This window comes from Streptomyces sp. NPDC004609, from assembly GCF_042873655.1.
GTDB lineage: Bacteria > Actinomycetota > Actinomycetes > Streptomycetales > Streptomycetaceae > Streptomyces.
Genome location: NZ_JBIALS010000004.1, coordinates 303,078 through 327,775, shown reverse-complemented (window position 1 = coordinate 327,775; position 24,698 = coordinate 303,078). Strand labels below are relative to the sequence as shown.

At 71.7% G+C, this 24,698-nt stretch carries 25 protein-coding genes and 1 pseudogene; 14 read left to right on the top strand and 12 right to left on the bottom strand.

What is annotated here, in order from left to right:
* Positions 1 to 201 (bottom strand): annotated as a pseudogene (locus tag ACFYT4_RS06200) (electron transfer flavoprotein subunit beta); the annotation flags it as partial.
* A 203-nt stretch (positions 202 to 404) separates the two neighbouring features.
* Between ACFYT4_RS06200 and ACFYT4_RS06195 the strand changes: the two are divergent.
* The 3 genes from ACFYT4_RS06195 to ACFYT4_RS06185 all read left to right on the top strand — a co-directional run bounded on the left by ACFYT4_RS06195 (position 405) and on the right by ACFYT4_RS06185 (position 2,618).
* Complete coding sequence (locus tag ACFYT4_RS06195; RefSeq protein WP_389265758.1) at positions 405 to 1,205, top strand: TetR family transcriptional regulator; 801 nt, start codon at positions 405 to 407, stop codon at positions 1,203 to 1,205.
* Positions 1,206 to 1,345: 140 nt separating this feature from the next.
* A complete protein-coding gene (locus tag ACFYT4_RS06190) occupies positions 1,346 to 1,729 on the top strand; it encodes a Zn-ribbon domain-containing OB-fold protein (RefSeq protein WP_389265756.1) in 384 nt (127 codons plus the stop codon).
* 22 nt (positions 1,730 to 1,751) lie between these two features.
* Positions 1,752 to 2,618, top strand: coding sequence for a 3-hydroxybutyryl-CoA dehydrogenase (locus tag ACFYT4_RS06185; protein WP_389265754.1), 867 nt, complete (start codon positions 1,752 to 1,754; stop codon positions 2,616 to 2,618).
* 99 nt (positions 2,619 to 2,717) lie between these two features.
* Here ACFYT4_RS06185 and ACFYT4_RS06180 read toward each other — a convergent pair whose 3' ends face one another.
* The 5 genes from ACFYT4_RS06180 to ACFYT4_RS06160 all read right to left on the bottom strand — a co-directional run bounded on the left by ACFYT4_RS06180 (position 2,718) and on the right by ACFYT4_RS06160 (position 7,379).
* Positions 2,718 to 3,239, bottom strand: a complete 522-nt coding sequence (locus tag ACFYT4_RS06180) for a hypothetical protein (RefSeq protein ID WP_389265752.1) — start codon at positions 3,237 to 3,239, stop codon at positions 2,718 to 2,720.
* A gap of 173 nt (positions 3,240 to 3,412) precedes the next feature.
* Positions 3,413 to 5,473, bottom strand: coding sequence for a hypothetical protein (locus tag ACFYT4_RS06175; protein ID WP_389265750.1), 2,061 nt, complete (start codon positions 5,471 to 5,473; stop codon positions 3,413 to 3,415).
* 19 nt (positions 5,474 to 5,492) lie between these two features.
* Positions 5,493 to 5,942, bottom strand: a complete 450-nt coding sequence (locus ACFYT4_RS06170; RefSeq protein ID WP_389265748.1) for a hypothetical protein — start codon at positions 5,940 to 5,942, stop codon at positions 5,493 to 5,495.
* A gap of 321 nt (positions 5,943 to 6,263) precedes the next feature.
* The gene (locus ACFYT4_RS06165) at positions 6,264 to 6,665 is read right to left on the bottom strand and encodes an SHOCT domain-containing protein (protein WP_389265746.1); all 402 of its coding nucleotides are present in this window, start codon (positions 6,663 to 6,665) and stop codon (positions 6,264 to 6,266) included.
* Positions 6,666 to 6,884: 219 nt separating this feature from the next.
* The gene (locus tag ACFYT4_RS06160) at positions 6,885 to 7,379 is read right to left on the bottom strand and encodes an FxLYD domain-containing protein (RefSeq protein WP_389265744.1); all 495 of its coding nucleotides are present in this window, start codon (positions 7,377 to 7,379) and stop codon (positions 6,885 to 6,887) included.
* A 637-nt stretch (positions 7,380 to 8,016) separates the two neighbouring features.
* Here ACFYT4_RS06160 and ACFYT4_RS06155 point away from each other — a divergent pair.
* Positions 8,017 to 8,298 carry a prealbumin-like fold domain-containing protein gene (locus tag ACFYT4_RS06155; protein ID WP_389265742.1) on the top strand — a complete coding sequence of 94 codons (282 nt, stop codon included), beginning with the start codon at positions 8,017 to 8,019 and terminating at the stop codon, positions 8,296 to 8,298.
* A 532-nt stretch (positions 8,299 to 8,830) separates the two neighbouring features.
* Here the strand turns inward: ACFYT4_RS06155 and ACFYT4_RS06150 are convergent.
* A complete protein-coding gene (locus tag ACFYT4_RS06150) occupies positions 8,831 to 9,196 on the bottom strand; it encodes a PH domain-containing protein (RefSeq protein ID WP_389265740.1) in 366 nt (121 codons plus the stop codon).
* A 384-nt stretch (positions 9,197 to 9,580) separates the two neighbouring features.
* Here ACFYT4_RS06150 and istB point away from each other — a divergent pair, with 384 nt between their 5' ends.
* The 4 genes from istB (at position 9,581) to ACFYT4_RS06130 (ending at position 13,469) form a co-directional block, all read left to right on the top strand.
* Complete coding sequence (gene istB, locus ACFYT4_RS06145) at positions 9,581 to 10,882, top strand: IS21-like element helper ATPase IstB (RefSeq protein WP_389265738.1); 1,302 nt, start codon at positions 9,581 to 9,583, stop codon at positions 10,880 to 10,882.
* A gap of 357 nt (positions 10,883 to 11,239) precedes the next feature.
* Entirely contained in the window at positions 11,240 to 11,488 is a 249-nt protein-coding gene (locus ACFYT4_RS06140) for a DUF397 domain-containing protein (RefSeq protein WP_389265790.1), read from the top strand.
* A 304-nt stretch (positions 11,489 to 11,792) separates the two neighbouring features.
* On the top strand, positions 11,793 to 12,590 hold the full coding sequence (locus tag ACFYT4_RS06135) for an SDR family NAD(P)-dependent oxidoreductase (RefSeq protein ID WP_389265736.1): 798 nt from the start codon (positions 11,793 to 11,795) through the stop codon (positions 12,588 to 12,590).
* Between the two features lie 270 nt (positions 12,591 to 12,860).
* The gene (locus tag ACFYT4_RS06130) at positions 12,861 to 13,469 is read left to right on the top strand and encodes a GNAT family N-acetyltransferase (RefSeq protein ID WP_389265734.1); all 609 of its coding nucleotides are present in this window, start codon (positions 12,861 to 12,863) and stop codon (positions 13,467 to 13,469) included.
* 246 nt (positions 13,470 to 13,715) lie between these two features.
* Here the strand turns inward: ACFYT4_RS06130 and ACFYT4_RS06125 are convergent, their stop codons facing one another.
* A complete protein-coding gene (locus ACFYT4_RS06125; protein ID WP_389265732.1) occupies positions 13,716 to 14,072 on the bottom strand; it encodes an SCO4225 family membrane protein in 357 nt (118 codons plus the stop codon).
* Positions 14,073 to 14,163: 91 nt separating this feature from the next.
* Positions 14,164 to 14,517, bottom strand: a complete 354-nt coding sequence (locus ACFYT4_RS06120; protein ID WP_389265730.1) for an SCO4225 family membrane protein — start codon at positions 14,515 to 14,517, stop codon at positions 14,164 to 14,166.
* A gap of 273 nt (positions 14,518 to 14,790) precedes the next feature.
* On the opposite strand from ACFYT4_RS06120, the gene ACFYT4_RS06115 reads away from it, so the two are divergent.
* Both ACFYT4_RS06115 and ACFYT4_RS06110 read left to right on the top strand, forming a co-directional pair.
* The gene (locus ACFYT4_RS06115) at positions 14,791 to 15,330 is read left to right on the top strand and encodes a hypothetical protein (RefSeq protein ID WP_389265728.1); all 540 of its coding nucleotides are present in this window, start codon (positions 14,791 to 14,793) and stop codon (positions 15,328 to 15,330) included.
* A gap of 262 nt (positions 15,331 to 15,592) precedes the next feature.
* Positions 15,593 to 16,288, top strand: a complete 696-nt coding sequence (locus tag ACFYT4_RS06110; protein WP_389265726.1) for a pyridoxamine 5'-phosphate oxidase family protein — start codon at positions 15,593 to 15,595, stop codon at positions 16,286 to 16,288.
* Between the two features lie 225 nt (positions 16,289 to 16,513).
* Here the strand turns inward: ACFYT4_RS06110 and ACFYT4_RS06105 are convergent, their stop codons facing one another.
* Both ACFYT4_RS06105 and ACFYT4_RS06100 read right to left on the bottom strand, forming a co-directional pair.
* Positions 16,514 to 17,587: a hypothetical protein gene (locus ACFYT4_RS06105; RefSeq protein ID WP_389265724.1), complete on the bottom strand. Its 1,074-nt coding sequence runs from the start codon at positions 17,585 to 17,587 to the stop codon at positions 16,514 to 16,516.
* 374 nt (positions 17,588 to 17,961) lie between these two features.
* Positions 17,962 to 20,211 carry an MMPL family transporter gene (locus tag ACFYT4_RS06100; RefSeq protein ID WP_389265722.1) on the bottom strand — a complete coding sequence of 750 codons (2,250 nt, stop codon included), beginning with the start codon at positions 20,209 to 20,211 and terminating at the stop codon, positions 17,962 to 17,964.
* Positions 20,212 to 20,509: 298 nt separating this feature from the next.
* Between ACFYT4_RS06100 and ACFYT4_RS06095 the strand changes: the two genes are divergently transcribed.
* The 4 genes from ACFYT4_RS06095 (at position 20,510) to ACFYT4_RS06080 (ending at position 23,880) form a co-directional block, all read left to right on the top strand.
* Positions 20,510 to 21,040, top strand: coding sequence for a toxin-antitoxin system HicB family antitoxin (locus ACFYT4_RS06095; RefSeq protein ID WP_389265719.1), 531 nt, complete (start codon positions 20,510 to 20,512; stop codon positions 21,038 to 21,040).
* Positions 21,041 to 21,152: 112 nt separating this feature from the next.
* Complete coding sequence (locus tag ACFYT4_RS06090) at positions 21,153 to 22,043, top strand: DUF4097 domain-containing protein (RefSeq protein ID WP_389265717.1); 891 nt, start codon at positions 21,153 to 21,155, stop codon at positions 22,041 to 22,043.
* Between the two features lie 41 nt (positions 22,044 to 22,084).
* Positions 22,085 to 23,089 (top strand): ATP-binding cassette domain-containing protein, encoded by a 1,005-nt coding sequence (locus ACFYT4_RS06085; protein WP_389265715.1) that lies wholly within the window; start codon positions 22,085 to 22,087, stop codon positions 23,087 to 23,089.
* Positions 23,089 to 23,880, top strand: a complete 792-nt coding sequence (locus tag ACFYT4_RS06080) for an ABC transporter permease (RefSeq protein ID WP_389265713.1) — start codon at positions 23,089 to 23,091, stop codon at positions 23,878 to 23,880. Before ACFYT4_RS06085 ends, ACFYT4_RS06080 begins: the two co-directional genes overlap by 1 nt.
* A gap of 182 nt (positions 23,881 to 24,062) precedes the next feature.
* Here ACFYT4_RS06080 and ACFYT4_RS06075 read toward each other — a convergent pair whose 3' ends face one another.
* Positions 24,063 to 24,428, bottom strand: coding sequence for a hypothetical protein (locus ACFYT4_RS06075; protein ID WP_389265711.1), 366 nt, complete (start codon positions 24,426 to 24,428; stop codon positions 24,063 to 24,065).
* Positions 24,429 to 24,698: the final 270 nt, after the last annotated feature.

Sequence of the window (24,698 nt, the reverse complement as noted above, 5' to 3'; positions counted from 1 at the left end):
CTCAGGACCCACCGTCACCACCGTCACCTCAGCCCCCTCCACCCCCTCCGCAATCCGCAGCGCCTGCTCCACCGCATACTCATCCAGCTCCGACAACAGACCGTCCACATCCTCACGGTCCACCGTCAGATCACCCGCAAAACGCCGGTCACCAGAAGCGTCGGGCACATACTTCACACAGACAACGATCCTCAAGCTCACGCCGGCTCTCCTACGGATGGAGGGTTTAGTCCACCCGAGCCTATGGCACTGGGTACCCTCTGTAAAGGTACGCAGTGCCAAAAGGGGTGCGGCGGTGTTACGTTCCCCGCATGACTGAGGTGCGCAGGCGACGCAAGCCGGAACCCGGCCCCACCGCCGGGACCGGTCCCGGAGGCACAACCGGCCGAACCGCGAAGGTGCCCATGCGGGAGGCCCTCGCGGAGGCCGCCTTCGAGCTCTTTCTGGAGCGGGGGTTCGAGCGGACCACGGTGGACGACATCGTGGCGCGGGCGGGTGTCGGGCGCCGGTCGTTCTTCCGCTACTTCCCGTCGAAGGAGGACGCCGTCTTCCCCGACCACGAGAGCTGCCTCGACGAGATGACCGCCTTCCTGGAGGCCAGGAGCAACGGCGAAGGCGGCGGGGAAGGTGGCGGCGGCGATCCGGTGGCGACGGTGTGCGACGCGGCGCGGATCGTGATGCGTATGTACGCCGCGAAGCCCGACTTCTCCGTACAGCGCTACCGCCTCACCCGTGAGGTGCCCGGGCTGCGGACGTACGAACTGTCGGTCGTGCGCCGCTACGAGCGCACCCTCGCGAGCCATCTGCGCGCCCGCTACCCGAAGACCACGGACGGGGCGCTGCGCGCCGAGGTGATCGCGTCGGCCGTGGTCGCCGCGCACAACAACGCCCTGCGCGGCTGGCTGCGTTCGGGGGGCGAGGGCGACGCCGCGGCGGCGGTGGACCATGCGCTCGGGCTCGTGCAGCAGGTGTGGGGCGCCGCCCCGGATCCGCTCCCGGCGGCGGACTCCACCGCCGGTCCCGCGCCCGCCGCCTCCGCACAGGCCGAGGGCTCGCACACCGTCCCCGCCACCGCCGCCGAGGGCGGACGCGGCCCGGTCGGCACCCTCGCCGAGGACGACGAGGTCATCGTCATGGTCGCCCGCAAGGGCACCCCCGTCTGGCGGGTCGTGCAGGGGATCGAGGCGGCCCTCGAAGGCCCGTGATGTTGACGGGAGTCGACAAAAACCGGCCACCCAAAGATGTGGCACTCAGTACCTATACACCTCGACACTGAGTGTCATATGGTGCGAAGGCGCCGCTGCGAAAGCGGGGCGTATCCACGCCGAGTGCAGGGGGTCGTGCCATGTCCCAGCCCGGAACCGACACCGTGCCGGACGTACGGGAAGACGTCGGTCTCATCTATCAGCGGTGCCGCTGGTGCGGCACCGCCTCCTTCCGCAAACTCCTCTGTCCCGTCTGCGCGTCGAGCGATCTGGAGTCGGAGCGCAGCACGGGCGAGGGCATCGTCATCAGCTCGTCCGTGGTGCACCGGTACACCCGGATCGCCCGCAACGAGTCCCTGGTCCGCTTCCCCGAGGGCTTCATGTTCCGCTGCCGGGTCATCGGGGCGGCGCCGCATCTGGTCTGGATCGGGGCCCGGGTACGGCCCGTGGCCGCCGCCGACCTCGACGCGGGCGAACTCGTCGTCGAACTGTGCGACACGGTCAGGCACACCGACTGGCGGTGAGAGCTGCTGAAAGGGCAGGTACATGAGGCAGTTCAGCAGGGTGGGAGTCGTGGGATGCGGCCTCATGGGGGCCGGCATCGCCGAGGTCTGCGCACGGGCCGGACTCGATGTGCTGGTCGCGGAACGCGACGAGGCGGCCCTCGCGGCGGGCCGGGAACGGCTGACCGCCTCACTCGACCGCGGGCTGCGCAGCGGCAAGCTCACCGGAGCCGAGCACGAAGCCACCCTCGGCAGACTGTCGTTCACCGCCTCCCTCGCGGACTTCGCCGACCGGGAACTCGTCATCGAGGCGGTCGCCGAGCGGCCGGAGGCGAAGACGGCGGTCTTCAAGGAGCTCGACCGGGTGCTCGGCGCGGACGCGGTCATCGCGTCCAACACCTCCTCGATCCCGATCACCGATCTGGCCGCGGTCACCGGTCGGCCCCACCAGGTCGTCGGGGTCCACTTCTTCAACCCGGTCCCGGTGCAGCGGCTGATCGAGATCATCCCCACCCAGCTGACCACCGGCTCCGTGACGGAACGGGTGGTGGCCTTCGCCGAGGACACGCTCGGCAAGACGGCCGTACGCGCCCGCGACCGGGCCGGGTTCGTCGTCAACGCGCTCCTCGTCCCGTACCTCGTCTCCGCCGTCCGCATGCTGGAGTCGGGCGCCGCGTCCGCCGAGGACATCGACAACGGCATGGTCCTCGGCTGCTCCCACCCGATGGGCCCGCTCCGGCTGCTCGACCTCATCGGGCTCGACACCGCGCAGTCCATCGCCGAGTCGATGTACGAGGAGTTCAAGGAGCCGCTGTACGCACCGCCGCCGCTGCTGCGCCGTATGGTCGCGGCGGGGACGCTGGGCCGTAAGTCGGGGCGCGGCTTCTACACGTACGACACCGCCGGCTGACCCCGGAGGGGGCGCACCCTCCCCGGGACCGGCCGACCGCCCCACGCCGGGGCGCACCCGGCCCGGCCGTCCCCCGCGCACCGGCCCGGCCACGGCCCCTCACCCCCGGGCGCAGCCCGCCGCCGCCGACCACTCCACGAGCGCCGACGCCAGGAACTCGCCCAGTCTGCGCCGCCGTTCCCCCGTGTCCCGGGGGACGTCGTACGACAGATCGACGTGGAGGACGAACCGCAGCGGTGCGCCCCGCCGCTCGCAGGCGACCAGGGCGGCCGCGCCGTCGTCCCCGAGCCGGGAGTCGATCCCGATGCCCGGCTTCTCCGGATTCTCGAACCGGTTGACCAGCCCGCGCGGGTTGTCGAAGGGGTTGAGCCCGGCCGGGACGACATCACCGCCCAGATACAGCACCAGCCTGTCGTCGACGAAGAGCCGGCAGCGCGGGCTGCCGGGCCGGGAGGCCCGGTCCGACTCCCGGTAGGAGCCGCCGGGAGGCAGCAGCGGTCCGAGCGTCTCGGAGGCTACGGGTGTCCCGCAGATCCTCGCGGGGACCGCGTAGTCCCGTTCCGGCCCCGTGCACAGGGCGACGGCGGCCAGCGCGCCCGCGGTGGCCGACCCGGCCGCCACCGCCACGGCGATCCGGCACCGGCCCCCGCGGGGGCGGCGAAGACGGCCCGGACGCCGAGCCCGGCCCGGACGGGACAGGCGGTCGGGACGCGACGGGCGGTCCAGCCCGGACGGGCGGTCCGGAGGGGGAGGACGGTCGGGCCCGGACGGGCGGTCCGGAGGGGGAGGGCGGGTCACTGGTCGCCCGCCAGGCCCTTCGCGCGGGCGTTCCCGTCGTTGGCCGCGCCGTTGATCCGGTCATGGGCCGTGTACGCGCTCTCCGCCAGGCCCGGGTTGATCGCGTGCCACTCCCTGGCGAGCGCCCCGAGCTGCTCCTCGCGCACCTTGAACACCTTCGCGTTGTCCTCGCCCGCCCGGTCGTTGATCCGGCCCTGCTCCTCCAACTGCCAGGCGTACGTGATGACGTCGACACTGCGCTGTGCGGCGTCCCCGACGACCGGCAGGAAGTTCACGATGCCGCCGCCTATGTGGTACGCCCACTTGGCGTTCCAGGACGGATCGTCCTTGTCGGTGGCGAGGGCCTGGTAGCGGGCCTCCTCCAGGAAGCCGACGGTCTGCCCGGCGCGCAGCAGGGGTTCGTTACCGCCCCGGTCCTGGTGGATGTCGTGGACCAGTTCGCGGTTGAGGGCCTCGTTGAGCATGCCGTACGCGTTCTGGTCGCGCGAGACCTGTTTGGCGACCTCCAGCAGCTGGTCCCGGTCGAGGGGGCTGGTGGTGGCGTCGAGGCTGCTGGCGGCCCGGTGCACGACGTCCCCGTGGTTGCCGAGGATCTTCGCCATGTCGTCGCGCAGTTCGGGCGGGAAGTCGTCGCCGGCCCCGGACAGCTGGGCCAGGGACCGGTCCAGGACCTGACGGTGCTCCACGGTGTGCTCGGTGAACACCGCGTTCTTGTCGTCGGGGTTCATCCCGGTGGCGGCGGCGACCAGCGCGGAGCCGAGGGCGTCCCGGTTCGCGTGGGGGCCGTCCTGCTTCATGCCGTCGGCGAACCAGTCGCGTTCGCCGAGTACCCAGGCCGTGTTGTCCTGCGGCTCGGTGGTGTTGAAGAATTGGGTGGACGCCTCCGGGTTGTGGGCGAGCGCCTTCATGAAGCCGGTCATCGGGTCGCGCCCGAAGTCGTCGTCGGAGTCCTGGAAGTTGAGATGGGTGTCCGCGTTCAGGGGCCCGTGCCAGTACTTCTCCGGCAGGCGCATCTTCTTCTCCGTCGCGACCAGGGCGGTGCCGTAGTCGTTCAGGAACTTCTTGTCGTACACGCCGTCGCGCATCAGATTGCTCATGACCTGGAAGCCGAACGGACGGGAGGCGCCGCCCGGTTCGAGCGGCTTCGGGCCCAGCTCGATAACGTCCTGCTTCCACTGCCGCATGGCCGGGGTGTCGCTGTGGGTCGCCTGGGCGAGGACCAGCCCCAGATTGCGCTGGGTCTCGCCCAGCTCCCTGATCCGGGCGTCGCTGATCGCGGGCACCTGGCGGGGGTCGGTGAGACCGGCGTAGAAGCCGAGGGTGCGCTCGGCGCCCAGGCTCGCCGCGAAACGCTCCGCGAAGACGGGGTTGTCCCGGTTGCCGGCGAGGAGGTCGTTGAGGCGGGCGAGTTCGGCGTCGGACATCCGGGTGCCCCGGGACGCCAGTCCGACCGCCGTGTCCGCGTCCCGGAGCGACTCCGCCCGGTCCTGGCCGCGGTAGTCGTCGAGCCCGGCGTAGCGGTCGTCGCCGAAGTCGTACGGATGCCCTTCGGTGATGTCGCGCAGCGCGCGGGCCACGGTGTCGTCGGCGTCGCTCGCGGTGTCGAGGGCCCGGGTGATCCGGTCCCGTACGGCGTCCAGGGTCTGGGCCGACGGGCCCGGGTCGGTGGAGCCGGCGGCGCGGCGGTCGGGGTGGACCGAGCGGGCGACGACCCCGTCGGGCCAGATGGTGACCCCGGCGGGCGGGCTGTCCACGATCCGCCGCAGTTCGTCCCTGGCGGACTTCAGGGCGGTGTGCCCGTCCCGCAGGATGTTGCGGACGCTGGTGGCCTCGGTGACCGCGTCCCGGAACTCCTTCGTGGTCTTGTCCACGAACGGCCGGGTGACTCCGGCGTTCTCGCCCTGCCAGCGGGCGGTGTCGGACTTCGCCTTCATGTTGTCGCGCGCCTCGTCGGCCAGCCGTTCCAGCTTGGCGATCATCGCGGTCCAGTCGGTGACGGCCTGGTCCAGCCTGCCCAGCCGCACATGCAGCACGTCCTCGAACGTCAGATGCGCCATCTCGCGCTCGCCCCCCGGCCTACTGGAAGTACTCGTACAGCCGGGACGCGGTCATCGGCTGTTTCTCCGTGTTTTTCATCGACGTCTCGATCCGGCGCTCGTCCTCGCCGTGGACCTTGGTGGTGAAGTCGAGATGGTTGGAGATGTGCGCACATGCCTCCAGCAGCGCCTTGACCTGGTTGTCCCAGGCACCGGCGAGCCCCGCGATCGCGGGGCCCGTCCTGAAGCGGCCCCCGCCGAGCTCGCCCGCGGCGCCCCGGGTGGCCTCGGCCGCGTGCTTGCCCGCCGACGCGAGACCGCCGCGCAGCCGGAAGGCGGCACGGCCGATCAGCCCGAGATCGTCCCGCTGTACGAGCAGGTCACCGGACCCGCCGCCCGGTCCCCGGGGTACGCCCGGCTCGTCCGGAACCCTGTTCAGCCGCATCGCCGCATCGGCCTTGGCCTGTGCCCACTCCGCTTCGAACGACATGGATGTGCCCCCGTGCAGTCTGTGATCGTTTATCGCGTCCGACCCTAGGAGCGGGGGAGCGGGGCACGGATCCGATGGCGTGAACCCTTGCGCCTCGTATACGGATCATTGACGCGATGACCCCGTGATAACGACGCGGGGGCGGGTCGGGGCGGGTTCGGCGAACCGCGGGCGCCGGGGAGGGGCCCGAACGCGGGACCCGAACGCGGGGCGCGAGGGGCCGGGACGGTCGGGAGGGGGCAGGGCGGGCGGAGCCGGGCCGGTTCGGCGGGAGAGGGCCCGGCGCGCGGGGGTGGAGGCACCCGGCCGCGCGCCGGCGGCTCACGCCAGGATCTTCTCCTTCGCGCGCTGGAACTCCTCGTCCGTGATCGAGCCCTTCTCCTTCAGCTCGGCGAGCTTCGCCAGTTGGTCGGCGTGGCTGCCGCCGCCCTCGCCGCCCGTGCCCGCGGTCCGGCGGATGTACGACTGGAACGCGGCCTCGCGCTGTTCGGCGGCGGCGACCTCGCGCTGTCCCATCGACTTGCCGCGGAAGACGACATAGATGAGCACACCGAGGAACGGCAGCACGATCACCAGGATCAGCCAGCCCGCCTTGGCCCAGCCGTTCATCTCGTGGTCGCGGAAGATGTCCCCGATGACCTTGAAGAGCAGGAACAGCCACATGATCCAGAGGAAGAACCAGAGCATGGTCCAGAAGAGATTGAGGAGAGGGTAGTCGTCCACGGTGGGCTCCCTTCACCACACCGGTTGCTCCGGTGCGGGTTCGCGCGGTACGGGTTCTCCCGGTGCCGTCCGTATCGGATCCGGGCCTTCGGGTATGGCCATCGCGCACGGTCATCGCGTACGCGTGCTTCCGGTTCCGGTTTCCGGTGCCTGTGTGGGGCGGGTGCCGGGTGCCGGGCGGGCACTCCGGCGGCCCGCTCGGCCGCGCCCGCCGGGCACTCAGTACCGCAGCGCGGTGCCGACCTCGGCCTTCACCTCGCCGGAAAGCTTGTGGGTGCCGCGTGCCGTGGCCGACTTCGACCCGGAGGCGGGCACGTCGGGGACGGTGACCACGACCGTGTCCAGCAGATTGCCGTTCTGGTCGCGGTAGTTGACCTGGACGGCGAAGGACTTCGCGGACCCGGCGGTGTTGCGGACCGTGACCTCGACGGTGGTGATGCCGTCGCTGCCCGTCTTCGGGGTGCCGAGTGTCACCTCGCCCCGGGCGTCGACGCCGTTCTTGATCTCGTCGAGCTTCTTCTCCGCCGCCTCGGTGGCGGAGGCGATGGCCGCCGTGGCCTGGGCGCCCACCGACGACAGGGCGGACGCGGCCTTGGACGCGACACCGGAGGGGGTGTTCTCGTTCGAGCACCCGGCCGCTCCGGCGGCCGTCGCCGTCGCCAGGACCGCCGTCGCCGCCGCGCTCGCGACGGGCCGCCGCCATCGACCGCTCATGCCGCCCGCCTCCTTCTCCCTGTTCTCGCCCTGTTCTTGCGCTGGTTTGCTCGGCCCGCGCGGGAGTGCGCAGGTGTACGGCCAGTGAAGGTGCGGCCGGGAGCCCTCGCACGCCGTGAGGGCCGTACGGGTGAATTCGCCCGAAACCGTGTGGCGACCGGGTGAATCACCGGGCGAATATTCGAGGGAGCCGGTGCGTACGGCCTCGGACAAAACAGGCCGTGGGTCTGATACCGCCATGTTCATCGATGGCGGTGTCGAAGCCGCACACGAGGAAGCGACGTCACCGGTCCGCCGGTCCCGTCGCGACCGGGGAGACCCGGCAGGCTGCTGCGGTCGTGGGTCGTGGGGGCCTTGGTGACCCTGGTGGCGTTGACCGTGCCCGCGGGCGCGGCACAGCGGGAACCGGAGTCCGCGGACGCCGTGAAAACCGCCGGTGAGGCGACGGGCGAGGCGGCGGGCGAGGTGACGGGAGAACCGGCGGGCAGAGCGGCCGGCCGGGTGGGCAGGGCGACGGGAACGCTGCGCCTGTGTGCGAACCGGAGTGTGGACGGCGGCCCGTTCACCACCGGCCGGACGAGCACCGAGCAGCCGCTCCCGCCCGGCCATACGGCCTACGCGGCGATCTACGACGCGGGTGTCTCGCCGGGCGAGTTCGCCGGGGAGGTCCGCCACGGCGTCACCGGGGTGCCCGGGCTGTTCCACGGACAGCGCGGGCTCCTGCGTCTTCGACGAACTGGGGGCCGGCACGTACTGGCTCCGGGAGACCGGTGCGCCAAAGGGCCATGTCCTCCCCGAGAACCCGGTCACCGGACCGTATGTGATCACCGCGGCCAACGCGGACGAGCCGGTCACCGTGAAGATCGCCAACAGGCGGGGCGAGCCCGGAAAGGGCACGAGCAAGGGCGGCAAGGGCTGATCCCCTTCGCCGGTGTCCCTTGGCCGGCGCCGGGGACGCGGTCACCCCACGAGGGAGCCCGCGCCCCCGGCCACCGGGCCTCCGGGCGGCCTGCCGCGGCCGTTCGCTCGTGCCCAGGCGGCCCGCCGGGCCGCTCACTGTCGGCCGCCGGACCATCCGCCCTGCGTCCGGCGGCCACCGGACCGTTCGCCCCCGAGGCCCGGCCGTTGCCGTCGCGGGTGGCCCGTGCGCGGTGTGGCGCAGGCTGGGGCCCGGCCACCGGGCCTCCGTCGCGCCATCTCGCAGTCAAGGCCCCACCGCCCGGCCCGGCATGCCGGGCCGTTGGGGTGCGGGCCGTCGGAGCGGGGGCCGTTCGGGGAGTCGCGCGGGAGAGCCGCCAGCCGCGGGCGTCCGGGGAGAGCTGTTCGGGGCGGGCAGGCGCCGGGGCGGCCCGGACGGTCCGGGAGGTCCTGAGTGGTCCGGGTCGAGTCCGGGAGGCCCGGTCCGGGAGGCCCGGGGCGGGTTCGGCGCACCCCGGGCGGGTCCGGGTGGGCTACCGGGTCACGAACTGCGTGAGGATGGCCTGCACCTCGTAGATGTCGACGCCCTTGGTGAAGGTCTTCTGCACCGGGACGGAGTTCCCGGACACCCAGATCTTCAGCTCCGCGTCCAGATCGAAGGTCCCGGCCGTCTCGACCGCGAAGTGCGTGATGCTGCGGTACGGGATCGAGTGGTACTCCACCTTCTTGCCGGTGATCCCCTGCTTGTCGACGAGGAGCAGCCTGCGGTCGGTGAACAGGATGGTGTCGCGGATCAGCAGATAGGCGGCGAACACCTGCTCGCCCTGGCCGAGCAGCCGCGCGTACTCCTGTGCCGCCGCCGCGGGATCGATCGGGTGCGCGTTTCCGAACAGAGCCATGCAAGCCCCCCCAAGTCAGTGAAGTCCGATGATATTCCCACGGTAACCGAGGAGTTCCGGCCATCCGCCGGACGTCGGCAGGAGGCCGGGCCCCGCCCCGCCCGCGGAGGCCGGTCCGGGGTCTGCGGGGGTCCGCGTCCACGGCCTTCCGAGGTCCGCGCCCCTCGGCCTCCGGAGGGCCGGATCCGGCCCACGGCGTCGCGAGGCCGGTGCGTTGCTTCCCCGGGTCCGGCGCGCCCCTGCGGCGGTGTCCGGATCCGCCGATCGGGTCGGGTCCGGTGAGGTCCGACCCCCGCCGGGTCCGTGACGCCTTCCCCGCCCCGACCGTTGAAGGCGTGTACACGGGCTGCGCCCGTCCGCCGCCAAGCCACCCTTGGAGAGCCGTTGCTCGGTCACGCCACGCCCGCGTCGCCCAAACCGGACATCAGGAGCTATGCGGCTCCCTCGCTCGGATACGCCCTGTTCGCCACCCGCTGGCTCCAGGCCCCGCTGTACTTCGGGCTGGTGGCCGCCCAGGGCGTCTATGTCTACAAGTTCTTCAACGAGTTGCTGCATCTCGTCCAGCACGTCATGACCGGCCGTGCGGACGAGACACACGTCATGCTCGCCGTATTGAAGCTCGTCGACGTCGTGATGATCGCGAATCTGCTGATCATGGTGATCGTCGGGGGGTACGAGACCTTCGTCTCGCGCATCGGACTGCAGGGCCACCGGGACCAGCCCGAGTGGCTGTCGCACGTCAACTCCAATGTGCTGAAGGTGAAACTGGCCACCGCCATCGTCGGCATCTCGTCGGTCCATCTGCTCCAGATGTTCGTCGACGTCGACCACACCGCCCACCACTCGCTGCTGTGGGGGACGGTGATCCATATGGCGTTCATCCTCTCGGCCGCGATCCTCGCGTACATGTCGGGCCCGATGGAGTCCCTCGGCCACGCGGCCCACGCCGCCGCCCTCGGGGGCCCGCGCGGCGGGGGCCCGGAGCGGCTCGCGGAGTACGAGGAGTCCAACGCCCCCACGGGGCTGCGGGAGTTCATCCCCGCGCAGGACACGGGCGGCACCCGGGAGGGCTCCGGCGCCGAGGCCCGTGTCCGGGCCGCGGGCTTCCCGGCCCGCAAGTCGCTGGAGGAGTTCGACGCCGACCGCCAGCGGGCCGCCGACAGCGAGACCGTCACCCGCCTGGCCACCATGGACTTCGTCACCGCTCGCCGCAACGCTCTCCTCATCGGCCCGCCCGGCACCGGCAAGACCCATCTGGCCATCGCGCTCGGCATGCGGGCCTGCCGCACCGGTCACGAGGTCCGCTTCGCCACGGCCACCGAGTGGGTCGCACGTCTCACCGAGGCACAGCACGCGGGCCGGCTGTCCGAGGAGCTGGCCGATCTCGACCGCTTCCCTCTGCTGGTCATCGACGAGATCGGTTATGTCCCCTTCGAACCCGAGGCGACCAATCTGCTGTTCCGGCTGGTCTCCCACCGCTACGAGCGCGCCTCGGTCATCGTCACCAGCGACAAGCCGCTCGCCCGGTGGACCGATGTCCTCGGTGACTCGCCCGTCGCCCTCGCCCTGATCGACCGCGTCGCCCATCACGCCGACGTCGTCTGCCTCAAGGGGGACAGCTACCGGCTGCGCGGCCACGGCGTGGACCAGATGTTCGACACCGCCGACATGGCTCCCGGACGGTGATTTACGGCCTCCTTCGGACTCCGCCGTCATCGGAGGCGTCCGGCGGCCCCACGTGGAGACCCGGCACCGGGAGCGGCGTCCGCGGGGGGCGCGGCGGCCCGCCGGGCCCGGGCGGGTGGCACGCCTGTACGCCTTCGGGCCGGTTTGGGGGAACGGGGCTCGCCGACCCCGCTGGGCGTTGGCGGGAAATTGCGGCAGTGAACGCGCCGGGGCGGTAGGGGCCGAGCCCGAAAACCGTGTCTCAATAAGGGCGGTGGGTGCCCGGCGCGGGTACCGGGCGGGCCAGGACTTCGCAATCCTTGATCCCGGCGGACCGGACGGCAAACGTCCGGACCGCCCCAAGAATCCACCGAAGTCCTGAACAAACTAGCCAAAGGTAGCGGAGTCATCAACACTCACATTCCGGCCACTGAGACGGCCGCCGAAGACGCCTGGTTCAAGTCCTCGTACAGCAGCGGCGCGGGCAGTAGCTGTGTCGAGATCGCCGACCTGACCGATCGGGTCGGCATCCGTGACTCGAAGGACAAACAGGGCGCCGCCCTCGTCGTCCCGGTGGCCTCCTGGGCCCGGTTCGTGGCCTTCGCGGGCGGGACCGCGACCGGCTGACCGGGCGGGTGATCAGGGGCCAGGCCGTCGGTCTGGCCCTTTTTCCTGCCCGGAGCGGTGTCGGTCGCCTGCCTCATCTCCCGTTGAGGGAATCTTTCTCTGGAGAGAAGAGAAAATGTGATTGAGTTCGGTGAACTTACCCGATGATTCGGGATGAATCAGGGCGAGAAAGAAGAATGATGTTCTTCTAAGGCTTGACCTTCGGAAGGTTCGTCCGTTGTGATGCTGCGACGCGGCATACGTCGCACCCGACGCCGCCGAACACATCGGCCGAGCCGTCTCGGCCGGGTCAGGAAGGGGCACCATGAGCACCAGCACCACCGCGGAGACGACTCCGCGCACAGGGCAGCGCCTCGCGGGCAAACGCGTTCTGATCACGGGCACCGCGGGCGGACAGGGGGAGGCCGCCCAGGAACTCTTCGTCCGCGAGGGCGCGCGGGTCGTGGGCTGCGATGTGGTCGAGGGCGCGGCCGGGCGCACGGCCGCGAAGCTGGCGGAGCAGGGCTTCGACGTCCACGGGGACACGGTGGACCTCGCCGACCCGGAGGCGTCCCGCGCCTGGGTGGAGTCCGCGGCGGAGCGCCTCGGCGGTATCGATGTGCTCTACAACAACGCCGCGGGGTTCGGTTTCGCGCCGTTCGCCGACTTCACCCTGGACATGTGGCGGCATGTGATGCGGGTGGAACTCGACATCGTCTTCCATGTCACCCACCCCGCCTGGGCACATCTGCGGGAGAGCGGCGGCTCGATCATCAACACCGCCTCGATCTCCGGCAATCGGGGCATCGGCGCGATCGGGCAGGCCGCGCACTCGGCGGCGAAGGGAGCGGTGATCGCGCTCACCCGGACGCTGGCCGCCGAGGGTGCCGCCGACGGGATCCGCGCCAACGCGATCTCGCCCGGGTTCGTCACCTCGCCCGCCACCGACGCCTCGATGGACGAGAACGCCCGTAACTACATGCTGGACATGCATCTCATCCGGCGGGCCGGTACCGGTGGGGACGTGGCCGCGCTCGCGCTGTATCTCGCCTCGGACGAGTCCAGTTGGGTCACCGGCCAGAACATCTCCATCGACGGCGGCTGGAGCGCGGGCTTCCGCTGACCCGCGCACCCGCTGATCCGCCGACCCACCGGTCTGCCGATCCACCGGTCTGCCGACCCGCTGGTCCGGTGCGTACGTCCCTCCGTCCGACGCTTGTCGCGCCGTGCACCGGAGCCGAGCCGTGGCACCGGTGCCGCGCACGCGATACCGGCCTGCGGGCCGGTATCGACGAGCCGTGGCCGCGCCGTCGGACTCGGTGCCGACGGGCCTCGCCGGGGCCGGGGGGACCTCGTCCCGGCGCCGAAGATCACGGGGTGCACAATGAGCCTTATGTCGATAATGAACACCCCGAAGACAGCCACGATCGACGATGCTCCGCTGGTCAGCCGTACTCTGGCCCGCGCTTTTGACGACGACCCGATGATGAACGGGTTCTTCCCCGATGCCGCCTCGCGCGAGGCGGAGATGAGCCGTTATTTCACGACCATCTTCACCGGGCAGTACGTTCACCACGCCGTGTGCGAGCGCACCGAGAAGGCGGTCGCCTTCTGGGTGCCGCCGGAGGCGCAGGCCAAGGCCGTTCCCGACGCGGAGACGATTCAGCAGCTGCTGAACATCCTCGGCGACCGGGCCCCGCTTTTCCGGGAGACCATCGAGACGGTCGCCGAGCACACACCCCGGGAACCGCACTGGTACCTGGCGTTGATCGGCGCCGACCCGGCCGCCCAGGGCCAGGGGCACGGCGCCGCCCTGCTGCGTTCGGGGCTGGCCAAGGCCGACGCGGCGGGTCTCCCCGCCTATCTTGAGTCCTCCAAACCGTCCAACCTCCCCTTCTACGAGCACTTCGGCTTCACCGTGCGCGAGGAGCTGAGGCTGCCGGGAGACGGGCCGGTGCTGTGGGGGATGTGGCGCGAACCGCGCCGTCCGGGCGACGCGTAACCAGGAACCGGGCGCGCCGATCCCCGGCCGAACCGCGCCCCGCCCGGGCCCCGGACATCGGTCCGGCCCGGGCTCGGGGAACTGGGGCGCGCGGGCCGTCGTCGACATCGCCTGAGCCCGAAGGCCGGCCCCGGGACCGCCCGCCGACCCGGGGCGCGCCCCGGTACCGTCGCCGCTGCCCCCGTGCCCGTACCCGTGCCCGTACCCGTGCCCGGCGGTGAAACGGCCGGCGATCCGGTGCGTCCCTCAGGCCGCGGGGCGCGGCTCCCGTGCCCGCAGCCTGCGGGCGAGCAGGCCCAGCAGCACGGCGTTGACCAGTCCGGCCAGGGCCGCCCCGGCCGAGAACACCAGCGGGCTCAGCCAGGCGAGCGAGGAGTCCCACCCGGGTGTCGGCACCAGGAAGGCGAAGGTGCTGAGCGGCGCCGTGGCCATGAACGGCCAGATCCCGGCGAACCCCGGGTCCGGCGACAGATACGCGGCGTACAGGAAGAACCCCAGCGACGCCGCGACCACCGCGAGGTATCCGCGCGCGAGCCAGTTGTCCACCGCGGGTGCCAGCAGGGCCCGGATCCTCCGCAGGCGGGGGTGTGCAGAACGTGCCATGTCCATTCCTTTCCGGTCAGGGTGATGCGGGACTCGCGATACGAGATGCGCGTGAAAGTGCGGGGGAGGCCGGAGGGACCCGGCGCGGGGTTCACGCCTGCCGGGCGGTGCGGCGGTCGCGGACGTGATGGGCGAGGGCGCCGAGCACGGCGGCGTTGACGAGGGCGCTCACGAGGAGCCAGACGGCCGAGAACGCCGTGGCGAGCACCTCGGCCGCTCCGCCGCCCTCGGTGCCGGGGCCGAAGGGGAAGGCCATGCCCACGGTGGAGAGGGGTGCCGTGAGCAGCAGATGTCCCGCGGCGTAGACGCTCCCCGAGAAGAGGAACGCGACCGGGACGGAGGCGGCGAGGACGGCCAGATACCCCCGCGCGAGCCAGGTGTCCGTGGCGAGTGCGAGGAACTGCCGCAGACGCGGGAGGCTGCGCGGACGGGAGGCGTTCGGCATCGCGGGCCCTTCGGGTCGGTCCGTAGGTGGTGATCTCCACAGTGGACCGGGGGGCGCGCCCGGGCATGAGTAGCGGTACTCATCCCTCTATAGGGGGTTTCAGGCGGTGTTGGCGCTCGAACGGCGAGCCTCCGGTCGTGCCGCGTGGTGAACAGCGGGTCGCCGGTGCGGCCGAGCCTGTCGGGTTCGCGCAGCGTGAATTTCTCGCCCGTACGCACCCTTTCAGGTGCTGGGGATCAATGTCCCCGCCAACTACCGCTGTATACAGGGCATGTGCCGCTTCGGATGGGTGCCCGGCTGTTCCGTCGGGTCGGCGGCACGGTCGTCAGCGGGGCGCTGTCAGTGCCGGATGCGAGGATCGCGGGCATGGTGATGTGCGACTACTTCTCGGCGTCCGGCGACGACGCGGCTGTCTCCGTTCTCGACCGGCCCGGCGGACCGGACGCGTCGGCGTTCGACGTGGTGCCGCTGAAGGGGATCGATCCGGTCGTCGTGATGGCCCGCCTCGAAGCGATCCTGACCGGCTGCACCTATGACGAGGCGACCCGCCGTCCCCGCGCGGGGCAACTGATCTCGTCCCCGGAGGCGGAGAGCGCGTTCATCGTGAGTGTGTCCGACACCGTGCAGGAGGCGCTGGCGTCGGCGGCGCACGCCTCCCTCGCCGAAGCCGCCGGCCCGTGGTCCGAGACCGACGAACTCCGGGCGTCCGGAATACCCTCCGAAACCGCGCTCCAGGTGCTGGTTCTGCTGTCGGCGCTGGCCGGTCGCGCCCGGGCGGCCGGTGAGCGTCTGTACTGCTGGTGGGCCCTGTGAGGTGTGTGGCGGTACGGAACGGGGAGCCCGTCTCGGCGAGGGCCGATGATTCCCGTACAAGCGATTCCGTGGCTCTAGGTCGCCTATTCAACTGATTCCGCTGATCTATGGCGTTACAGCCGCGATATCGGTAGCGTGCAAGGAGTTGGGGCGCCGACCCCGCAGCCGGGGAGGTCTCCGGCTGCGGTGCCTGCCCCCGACCCGGAAACCGCCGAACCCCGAACCCCGGCACCTGCCCCCGGGGCCCGTCGCAGGAGCCGATGTGAAGCAGAGCCCACGGCCGACCCGGCTGTCCGAGACCGACCGCACCCGCCACCGCCGCCTGCGGGAGCAGGGACGCGGGGAGCGTGCCGCCCTCGACGCGATCCTGGACGCCGGCTTTCTGTGCCACCTCGGGGTCGTCGTCGACGGACACCCCATGGTCGTGCCGACCGTCTACGGCACCGACGGGCACACCCTCTACTTCCACGGCTCGGTGGCCAGCCGCAGCCTGGTCGCCTCGCCGGACGCGACGGTGTGCGTCACGGTCACCCACGTCGACGGACTCGTCCTCGCCCGCTCGGTGTTCGAGCACGGGGTGAACTACCGCAGCGCCATGATCTACGGCACCCCGCGCCTCGTCACCGACCCCGAGGAGAAACTCGCGGGTCTGCGCCGCCTCACCGAGCACGCCACCCCGGGCCAGTGGGACTACGCCCGCCGCCCCAGCCGTAAGGAACTGGCCGCCACCGCGCTGCTCGCCCTGTCCCTGGACGAGGCGTCCGTCAAGGTCCGCACCGGCCCCCCGGACGACGGCGACGGCCCCGACGCCGCCCTCGGCATCTGGGCCGGCACCCTCCCCATGACCCTGTCCTTCGGCGAACCGGTACCCGACCCCGCCCTCCCGGACGACACCCCGCCCCCGCCCCACATCACCTCCCGCGCGGGCACCCCGGCGACGCTTCTCCCCGAAGCCTGAGCCCCCGCCCCCTCGCGCCTGACCCCACGCGCCCCGGCCCGGGCCCGCCGACCCGGCGGCTGTCCGCCGCCGTTCCTGCCCACGTGGGCCCGTCGACGCCCGGGCCGTACCCCGTTCTGCCACCGCCGTGACCACGTTCGTGCCGTTCAGGAGGGGGTCCGCGTGCGCCCCGGTCCGTCGGAGACACCGGCACGGTGGGATCGGGCCCCGGGTGCCGTACGTGCCCTACCCGGCATCGTGGTCCCGCCAGGGCAGCACTTCGACGGGTTGATCGAGGGGCCAGGTCTCCACCCCGGCACCGGACTTCCCGCCCCGGATCTGCCCCTGCCGGTCCCTGTGCCAGCGAGTCTGTTTCGCGTGCAGCACCGGACCCGACAGCCGTCCTACACCCGGGAAACAGGCGCCGACGACAGACGCGAGGGCCAGGGCGGCCTCGGCGTCGCAGCGCGGGTCGCCGGGGTGGTCGTACGGCGCCCGGTGGGAGCCGTGCGGTACGCCGTACCACTCGGTCACGGCCTCCAGGGAGCGCCCGCCCCGGCGGTCGGGGTCGGCGTGCCGGTCCAGTACGAGGGGGTCGCAGACAGGGGAGACGCCGTGCGGGGTGCGATCGGCGAGGGAGGCGAGCCCATGGCGCCGCAGCTCCGCCTCCAGGGTGGTCAGAACGAAGGGGGCGTACCAGACCACCAGCGGTTCCTCCGCCGACAGACGACCGGCGAGCACATCCGCCAGCTCGTCGAGCGCCCGGGCGGCCGGCACCCCCTCGGCGCGCGCCTCCTCCACCGTGATGCGATGTGTCTTGCGCGGCGAGACGGACACCTCCTCCGGGCCGGGGTCGATCAGCCACCACCGGCCGGGCCCGTCGGTGACCCGCACCGCCGCGCCGAGCATCCGGTCGACGCCGTAGCGGTTGCCCGTCGTGGCGATGTCGAACGCCATCAGGGGCCCGCGGTGCCAGCCGTTGTGCCCGCCCCTCGGCGGCGGCGCGGCCTCGCGGACGTGCTCGCGGTGGGCCACGCGCCACTTCCCGCGTCCGTGCCCGGGCGGGGCGAGCACCAGCACCCCGGCGCGGGCCGCCACGGGGCCGCCGCACACCTCGCACTCCCCGTCCCACTCGTTCACCCGCAGCGCCTCGACGTCCGAGGTCATGCCACCCGGCTCGGCCTCCGGCGCGTGCTCCGGGTGATACGTCACCCAGCTCCCCGACCGGCTCCACAGCAGCACCCCGGCCCCGGCCGCCACCGCCCCCGCGCACCGTACGCAGTCCGCTTCACGCCAGTTGGCCCGCGCCGATCCGGGCACCCGCTCACCTCGCTCCCGTTCGGCTCCGAGGCTACTGAGTGCCGGGGGACCCGACCACCGGGACGGGAATACCGCCTCAGCCTGTTCGTCGCCGCGTCAGCCGTCGCAGGGGCGACGCCGTCTCCGTCGTCCTCGCCGCGATGTTCCCGCTTGTGCCGAGGGTTTCGGCGCACGGGCCGGGCACGGCGGGTGGGCTCGGAGGTTCCTGAACCCGCGGTAGGGCCCGGACCGGGGTGAGCCGGCCGGGCCCTACAGGACTTTCCCGGAGGCGGCGGAGGCCGGCGGCCCGACCGGGCGGAGCCGGGTGGGAGCGTGATGCTCAGCCACGTCCGGCGGTCCGCGAACCCCCGTCGACCCGGTCCCAAGCCTCCTGGCTAGTCGACCAGTTCATGTGCGCGGCTCGGAGACGCCACCCGCCCGGCCGGAGCCGTGCGGGAGAGCTTCTCGCCCTCGACGTCGAGGTCGGGAAGCAGCCGGTCGAGCCAGCGCGGCAGCCACCAGGCGCTCCTGCCGAGCAGGGCGAACAGGGCGGGCACGATCGTCATGCGGACGATGAAGGCGTCGAAGAGCACCGCGGCCGCGAGGCCGAAGCCGATCATCTTGATGAAGTCGTTGTCCTCCACGATGAAGCCGGAGAACACGCTGATCATGATGGCGGCGGCCGCGGCGACCACCCGGCCGCTGTAGCGGAACCCGGTGACGACGGCCTCGGCGGGCCGCGCCCCGTGGACGTACGCCTCCCGCATGCGGGTCACCAGGAACACCTCGTAGTCCATGGCGAGTCCGAAGACGACGCCGATCATGAAGATCGGCATCGTGCTCATGATCGGGCTCGGCTGGTCGATGCCGAAGACATCGGCGAGCCAGCCCCACTGGAAGACCGCCACCACCGCGCCGAGCGCCGCCGTCACGGAGAGGAGGAAGCCCAGGGCCGCCTTGAGCGGGATGAGGACGGAGCGGAAGACCACCATCAACAGCAGGAACGCCAGGCCGACGACCAGGGCGAGATAGGGTAGCAGCGCGTCGTCCAGGGTCTTCGAGAAGTCGATGAACATCGCGGTCTGGCCGGTGACGAGCACCTCCGCGCCGGTGTCGGCCCGGAAGCCGTCGGCGAGGGCGCGGATCGAGCGGACCAGGTCCTCGGTCGCGCCGTCGGTGGGACCGGTGGTCGGGATGACGCTGAGGATCGCGGTGTCGCCGGCCTCGTTGGGTGTGGCCGGGGTGACGGTGGCGACGCCGTCCCGCTCGGCGAGGCGCTCGCCGACCCTCTGGGCGGCGGCCGCCGCGTCCTGGCCCTCGACGGTGATCGTCAGCGGCCCGTTGAACCCGGCGCCGAAGGACTCCGAGAGCATGTCGTAGGCCTTGCGCTGGGTGGTGTCGGGGGCCATGGTGCCCTCGCCGGGCAGACCCAGCTCCAGACTGGCGGCGGGCACGGCGACCGCGCCGAGGCCGACGACGGCCAGGAGCAGTACGGCGACGGGGTGGCGCAGGACGTAACCGGCCCAGCGGGAGCCGAGGTTGGGCTTGCGCCGGGCGTCCTTCTCGGCGTGCTTGGCGGCCTTGCGCTCCTGGCGGGCGCTGAGCGGCTTGCCGGAGAACCGCTTGCGGTCCCGGCGGCGCAGGACCTTGACCGGCGCGAAGCCGAGCAGCGCGGGCACGAGGGTGAGGGCGACGAGTACGGCGACGGCGACGGTGCCCGCGGCGGCCAGGCCCATCTTGGTGAGCATCGGGATGTTCACGATGGCCAGGCCCGCGAGGGCCACGATGACGGTGAGCCCGGCGAAGACGACCGCGGAGCCCGCGGTGCCGACCGCCCGCCCCGCGGCGTCGGCGCGGTCGCGGCCCTCGGTGAGTTCGGCGCGGTAGCGGGAGACGATGAACAGGGCGTAGTCGATGCCGACGGCGAGGCCGAGCATCATCGCCAGGGTCGAAGTGGTGCTGGACAGACCGAGGGTGGCGCCGAGCGCCGTGATCGCGGAGATGCCGACGCCGACGCCGATGAGGGCCGTGAGCAGCGGCATCCCGGCGGCGATCACCGAGCCGAAGGTGAGGACGAGGACCACGGCGGAGACCAGGATGCCGATCTTCTCGCCGGTGCCGCCCATCGCGGCGTCGATCTTCACGGCGTCGCCGCCGGCTTCCGCGGTCAGGCCGCCGGCCCGGGCCGTGGCCAGTGCGTCGTCGAGCGCGTCGTGCGCTGTGTCGCCGACCTCGGTGGCGGGGACCTTGTAGGTGGCGATGGTGTAGGCGGTGGAGCTGTCCTCGCTCACCGCCTTCGTCATGAACGGGTCGCTCACCGAGGCCACCTGCGGGGACTTCTTCAACTGCGCGACCAGCGCCGCGACGTGGGCCTTCTGCTCGGGGGCGGAGATCTTCCGGCCCTCGGGCGCGCGGACCACGACGCGGGCGGTGGCGCCGTCGGCACGCGCGTCCGGGAACTTCTCCTCAAGGAGGTCGAAGGCCTTCTGCGACTCCGTGCCCGGCATGGAGAAGGTGTCGGCGGGAGGCGTCTGCGCGGAGGAGGCGGCGAAGCCCGCACCGCAGAAGATCACCACCCACAGCAGCGCCATCAGCCATCGCCGCCGGAAGGCGAGACGGCCGAGCTTGTAGAGGAAGGTAGCCACGGCGGGGACTCCTGTCAGTGGGAACGGAAGAGCGGAACGAAGAGGGCTGAGCGGGGTGCGGTGGTGAGGAGAGGGAACGGCTCCGGAGATGGCGCCAGGGGGCGCCACTGTGGCACCAGAGCTGCCGCCTCGGATGGCGCCACGATGGCATCATCCTCGCGCCATCGCAAGCCCTGTCTGTCCCGATGTGCCACTGTGCCGCGCCAAGATGACAGAAAAATCCCAGGTCAAAGGGCATGCGCCAAGAAGAGTGCCAATGTGGCTCGCCATGGCGCCGTGAGTGTGCCATGATGGCGTCATGGACCTCACGCCCTATGTCGACAACCTCCGGCAAGAACTCGCCGTCGCGGCGGACGCCGGCGGTGACGAAGCCCGCGCCCTGGCCGAGCGGCTCACCGCCCCCCTGGAGTCCGCCGCCCGGCTCACCTTGCTCAACGCGCTGTCCGCAGCCATGGGAGAGGTCACCCGGGAGCTGGCGCCCGGCTCGGTCGACGTGCGGCTGCGCGGACTCGACCCCGAGTTCGTGGTGACGCCACCGCCCGCACCCGAGGCGTTCCAGGAGGCGCGGGCGCCGGTCACGGCCCCCGCCGCACCCGCGCCGCCACCCCCGCCCGCGGACGCCGACGAGGGCGCCATGGCGCGGATCAACTTCCGCCTCCCCGCCCACCTCAAGAGCCGCGCCGAGAACGCCGCGGCAGCGGAGGGCCTGTCGGTCAACGCCTGGCTGGTGCGGGCCGTGTCCACCGCACTCGACAGCGGGGAGCGCGTGAGTTCGCCGGGCCGCGACAAGGACCCGGCCGGCCGGGGCTTCACCGGCTGGGTCCGCTAGAGCGGCCCGGCCCGGCGCACTGTTCACCGGCGGATCGCCGATCCGGCCGACGTAACTCATCACCCGCCCCACCGGCGGGATCACCCACCCAAGCCAAGAGGACGGGACAGCCATGCCTGCTTACGAGACCCCCGAACCGATCTCCGTCACCTTCGAGCTGGAGGTCGGCACCGCCCGCATCACCGCGGGCAAGCGCACCGACACGGTCGTGGAGGTGCTGCCGCGCGACGGATCCGACGAGAAGGACGTACGTGCCGTGCAGCAGACCCAGGTCACCTGCTCGGGCGGCCGCCTGACGGTCAAGATGCCCAGGACGCGGTCCCTGTTCGGCAAGCCGGGCGGCATCGAGGTGAGCGTGGAACTGCCCGCCGGGTCGGATGTCCGGGGCACCACGGGCATGGGCGGCTTCTTCTGCGAAGGCCGCCTCGGAGAGGTCACGCTCAAGACCTCGCTCGGCGACCTCCAGGTGGAGGAGATGGCGGGCGGCGACCTCAAGACCGACCTCGGCGACATCCGCCTGGCCCGCTCGACCAAGGACGTCGAAGTCATCGGCGCGGGCCGGATCACGATCGGCACGGTCGAGGGCGCGGCGACCGTCAAGAACAGCATGGGCGCGACCGAGATCGGCGAGGTCACCGGCGGCCTGAAGACCAACGCTGCCAACGGAGACATCTCCGTGGGCATCGCGCACGGCAGCGTCGGCGCCAAGTCCGCCAACGGCCGGATCGAGATCGGCGCCGCCCACGCCGGGGTCGACGCGATGTCCTCCCACGGCGGCATCCGCGTCGGCGACGTGATCCGCGGCCGAGTCGATCTGCGCGCCTCCCACGGCGGCATCGACGTGGGCATCCACGAGGGCACCGCGGCCTGGCTCGACCTGAACACCAAGTTCGGCACGGTACGCCATTCGCTCGGCTCCTCCGACGGCCCCGCCGACTCCGACGAGACCGCCGAGGTGCACGCGCGGACCTCGGCCGGCGACATCACCGTCCGCCGCGCCTGACCCCGCGTACCCCGACTCCCCAGCACCGAAAGGAAAGCGGCATGACTGCTCCCCGGACATCCGCGCCGATCGCCCCGAACGCGGCGGCGCCGGCGATCAGCGTCACCGGACTGCGCAAGTCCTACGGTGACAAGGTCGTGCTCGACGGCATCGACCTGAGCATCGCCGAAGGCACCGTCTTCGCCCTGCTCGGGCCGAACGGCGCCGGGAAGACCACCACGGTGGAGATCCTTTCCACGCTCATCGACGCCGACGCGGGCGAGGCCCGGGTCGGGGGCCACCATCTGACCCGGGCCGCCGACGCGGTGCGCTCCGCGATCGGCGTCACCGGCCAGTTCTCGGCCGTCGACAATCTGCTGACCGCCGAGGAGAACCTGCTCCTCATGGCGGATCTGCGCCACCTCGACCGGCGGGAGGGCAAGCGGCGGGCGAAGGAACTGCTGCGCCGCTTCGACCTGTCCGAGGTGGCGGGCAAGACCACCGTCACCTTCTCCGGCGGCATGCGGCGCAAGCTCGACCTGGCGATGACCCTGGTCGGCGATCCGCGGATCATCTTCCTCGACGAGCCCACCACCGGACTCGACCCGCGCAGCCGGCGCACCATGTGGGAGATCATCCGGGGCCTCGTCGCCGACGACGGCGTGACCATCTTCCTGACCACCCAGTACCTCGAAGAGGCCGATCAACTCGCCGACCGCATCGCCGTGCTGGACCACGGCCGGCTGATCGCCGAGGGCACCGCCGACGAGCTGAAGCAGCGCATCCCCGGCGGCCACATCCGGGTGCGGTTCGCCGACGCCCGGGCTCTGGACACCGCCGCGGGCATCTTCGGCATCGCCACGCGCGACGAGGACTCCCTCACCCTGCAGATCCCCAGCGACGGCTCCATCCCCAACCTGCGGGCCGTGCTCGACGTCCTGGAGTCCACCGACGTCCAGGCCGAGTCGCTCACCGTGCACACCCCCGACCTCGACGACGTCTTCCTGACCCTCACCGGTCAGCCCCGCCCCGCCGACACCGTCGCATCGCCCGAGGAGAACGTCTGATGGCCACCCTGTCCTACGCCGCCCGCGACTCCAGGACGATGCTGCGGCGCAACCTCAAGAAGGCCCTGCGCTACCCGTCCCTGACGCTCACCGTCGTCATCATGCCCATCGCGATGCTGCTGCTGTTCAACTACGTCTTCGGCAGCGCCCTGGGCACCGGCATCAGCGGCCTGCCCACCGGCAGCGGCGACTACATCGACTACCTCGCGCCCGGCATCATCCTGATGGCCGCCACCTCCGGGGCCCTGACCACGGCGATCAGCGTGTGCCTCGACAAGACCGAGGGCATCGTCAATCGCTTCCGTACGATGCCGATCTCCCAGGCCTCGTTCCTGACCGGCCATGTCGTCGGCAGTGTGATCCAGACGATGATCAGCATCACGCTCGTCATCGGCGCCGCCCTGCTGATGGGCTTCCGCCCCAGCGCGACGCCCGTCGAGTGGGTCGCCGCCATCGGCCTGCTCGCCGTGCTCACCCTGGCTCTCACCTGGCTCTCCGCGGGCATCGGCCTGATCGCCAAGAACGCGGAGACCGCCAGCAACATCCCGATGCCGCTGACGTTCCTCCCGTTCCTCGGCAGCGCCATCGTGCCGACGGATTCCATGCCCGCCGGCCTGCGCTGGTTCGCCGAGTACCAGCCCTTCACCCCGGTGATCGAGACCCTGCGCGGCCTGTGGCTCGGCACCGAGATCGGCAGCAGCGCGGCCGTCGGCCTCGCCTGGTGCGCGGGGCTCTCACTGGTCGGCTACCTGTGGGCGCGCCGCGTCTTCAGGACCGGCGCCAAGCGCTAACCACCCCTCAGGGGCGGGCCGTTCACCGGCCCCTCCGCCGCCCGAGCGACCCCGGCCGAGCCGCGCTCCGGCTCACGCTGCGAACCCATGCGTACGCCGCCGCCGGGAGAGGGCGTGCCGAGGTGTCACCGCGAGTGATCAGGTCCGAAGCGCCCTTCGGCCGCCACGGACAGGACTCACGCTCATGAGAACACGAAGAGACCCCAAGCGGTTTGCCGTTCCTCGTGGGTGCGGCCGGTGCGGTAGAACAACTCCCGCTCCCCGTAGGCCGTGAAGGCCAGTTCACCCATGGCTTTCCACAGCTGCCCCGTGTGCGGGGCGATCCTGACCTCCAGCGTTTCCCCGGCGGCGCCCGGCGCCATGACAGGCGGATCCGAAGGCGGGATTGCCGGATCGGTCAGAAAGCGGACGGCGGTGGCGTCGTCTGCTTTCAGGCGTTGTTTCAGTTCGCGCAGTACGGCACGGGTGACGGCGATGTCGCCGGAACGGCAGCCGATCCCGGCCAGTGTCTCCTCGCGCAGCTCCATCGCCTGGTGGATCACCTGCATGACCGCCCGCACCTCGTCGGGGGAAAGGGCCGCCGTCCTCGTGTCCCGTGACACTTCCGCACTCCATCATTCGAGAACATCGTCGCACCAGGATTTTCCGCCCCGCGGTGTGAAGACCGTGCCGCCGTCGCCGTCCTCGATCACCACGACTTCTCTGTCCGGATCCCGGTAACCGGCCCGCCCGTTTCCGAGGTCGCGCCCTCGACCGCGTCCTCGACGACATCCGGGACGAAATCCCCCAGGCCCACGGCTCAGGTCCCCCGCCGTCGC

Coding starts and splice junctions, on each gene's coding strand:
- ACFYT4_RS06195 (WP_389265758.1), top strand. CDS start 405: ATGCGGGAGGCCCTCGCGGAGGCCGCCTTCGAGCTCTTTCTGGAGCGG.
- ACFYT4_RS06190 (WP_389265756.1), top strand. CDS start 1,346: ATGTCCCAGCCCGGAACCGACACCGTGCCGGACGTACGGGAAGACGTC.
- ACFYT4_RS06185 (WP_389265754.1), top strand. CDS start 1,752: ATGAGGCAGTTCAGCAGGGTGGGAGTCGTGGGATGCGGCCTCATGGGG.
- ACFYT4_RS06175 (WP_389265750.1), bottom strand. CDS start 5,473: ATGGCGCATCTGACGTTCGAGGACGTGCTGCATGTGCGGCTGGGCAGG.
- ACFYT4_RS06170 (WP_389265748.1), bottom strand. CDS start 5,942: ATGTCGTTCGAAGCGGAGTGGGCACAGGCCAAGGCCGATGCGGCGATG.
- ACFYT4_RS06160 (WP_389265744.1), bottom strand. CDS start 7,379: ATGAGCGGTCGATGGCGGCGGCCCGTCGCGAGCGCGGCGGCGACGGCG.
- ACFYT4_RS06150 (WP_389265740.1), bottom strand. CDS start 9,196: ATGGCTCTGTTCGGAAACGCGCACCCGATCGATCCCGCGGCGGCGGCA.
- ACFYT4_RS06135 (WP_389265736.1), top strand. CDS start 11,793: ATGAGCACCAGCACCACCGCGGAGACGACTCCGCGCACAGGGCAGCGC.
- ACFYT4_RS06130 (WP_389265734.1), top strand. CDS start 12,861: ATGTCGATAATGAACACCCCGAAGACAGCCACGATCGACGATGCTCCG.
- ACFYT4_RS06125 (WP_389265732.1), bottom strand. CDS start 14,072: ATGGCACGTTCTGCACACCCCCGCCTGCGGAGGATCCGGGCCCTGCTG.
- ACFYT4_RS06120 (WP_389265730.1), bottom strand. CDS start 14,517: ATGCCGAACGCCTCCCGTCCGCGCAGCCTCCCGCGTCTGCGGCAGTTC.
- ACFYT4_RS06095 (WP_389265719.1), top strand. CDS start 20,510: ATGGACCTCACGCCCTATGTCGACAACCTCCGGCAAGAACTCGCCGTC.
- ACFYT4_RS06090 (WP_389265717.1), top strand. CDS start 21,153: ATGCCTGCTTACGAGACCCCCGAACCGATCTCCGTCACCTTCGAGCTG.
- ACFYT4_RS06085 (WP_389265715.1), top strand. CDS start 22,085: ATGACTGCTCCCCGGACATCCGCGCCGATCGCCCCGAACGCGGCGGCG.
- ACFYT4_RS06080 (WP_389265713.1), top strand. CDS start 23,089: ATGGCCACCCTGTCCTACGCCGCCCGCGACTCCAGGACGATGCTGCGG.
- ACFYT4_RS06075 (WP_389265711.1), bottom strand. CDS start 24,428: ATGCAGGTGATCCACCAGGCGATGGAGCTGCGCGAGGAGACACTGGCC.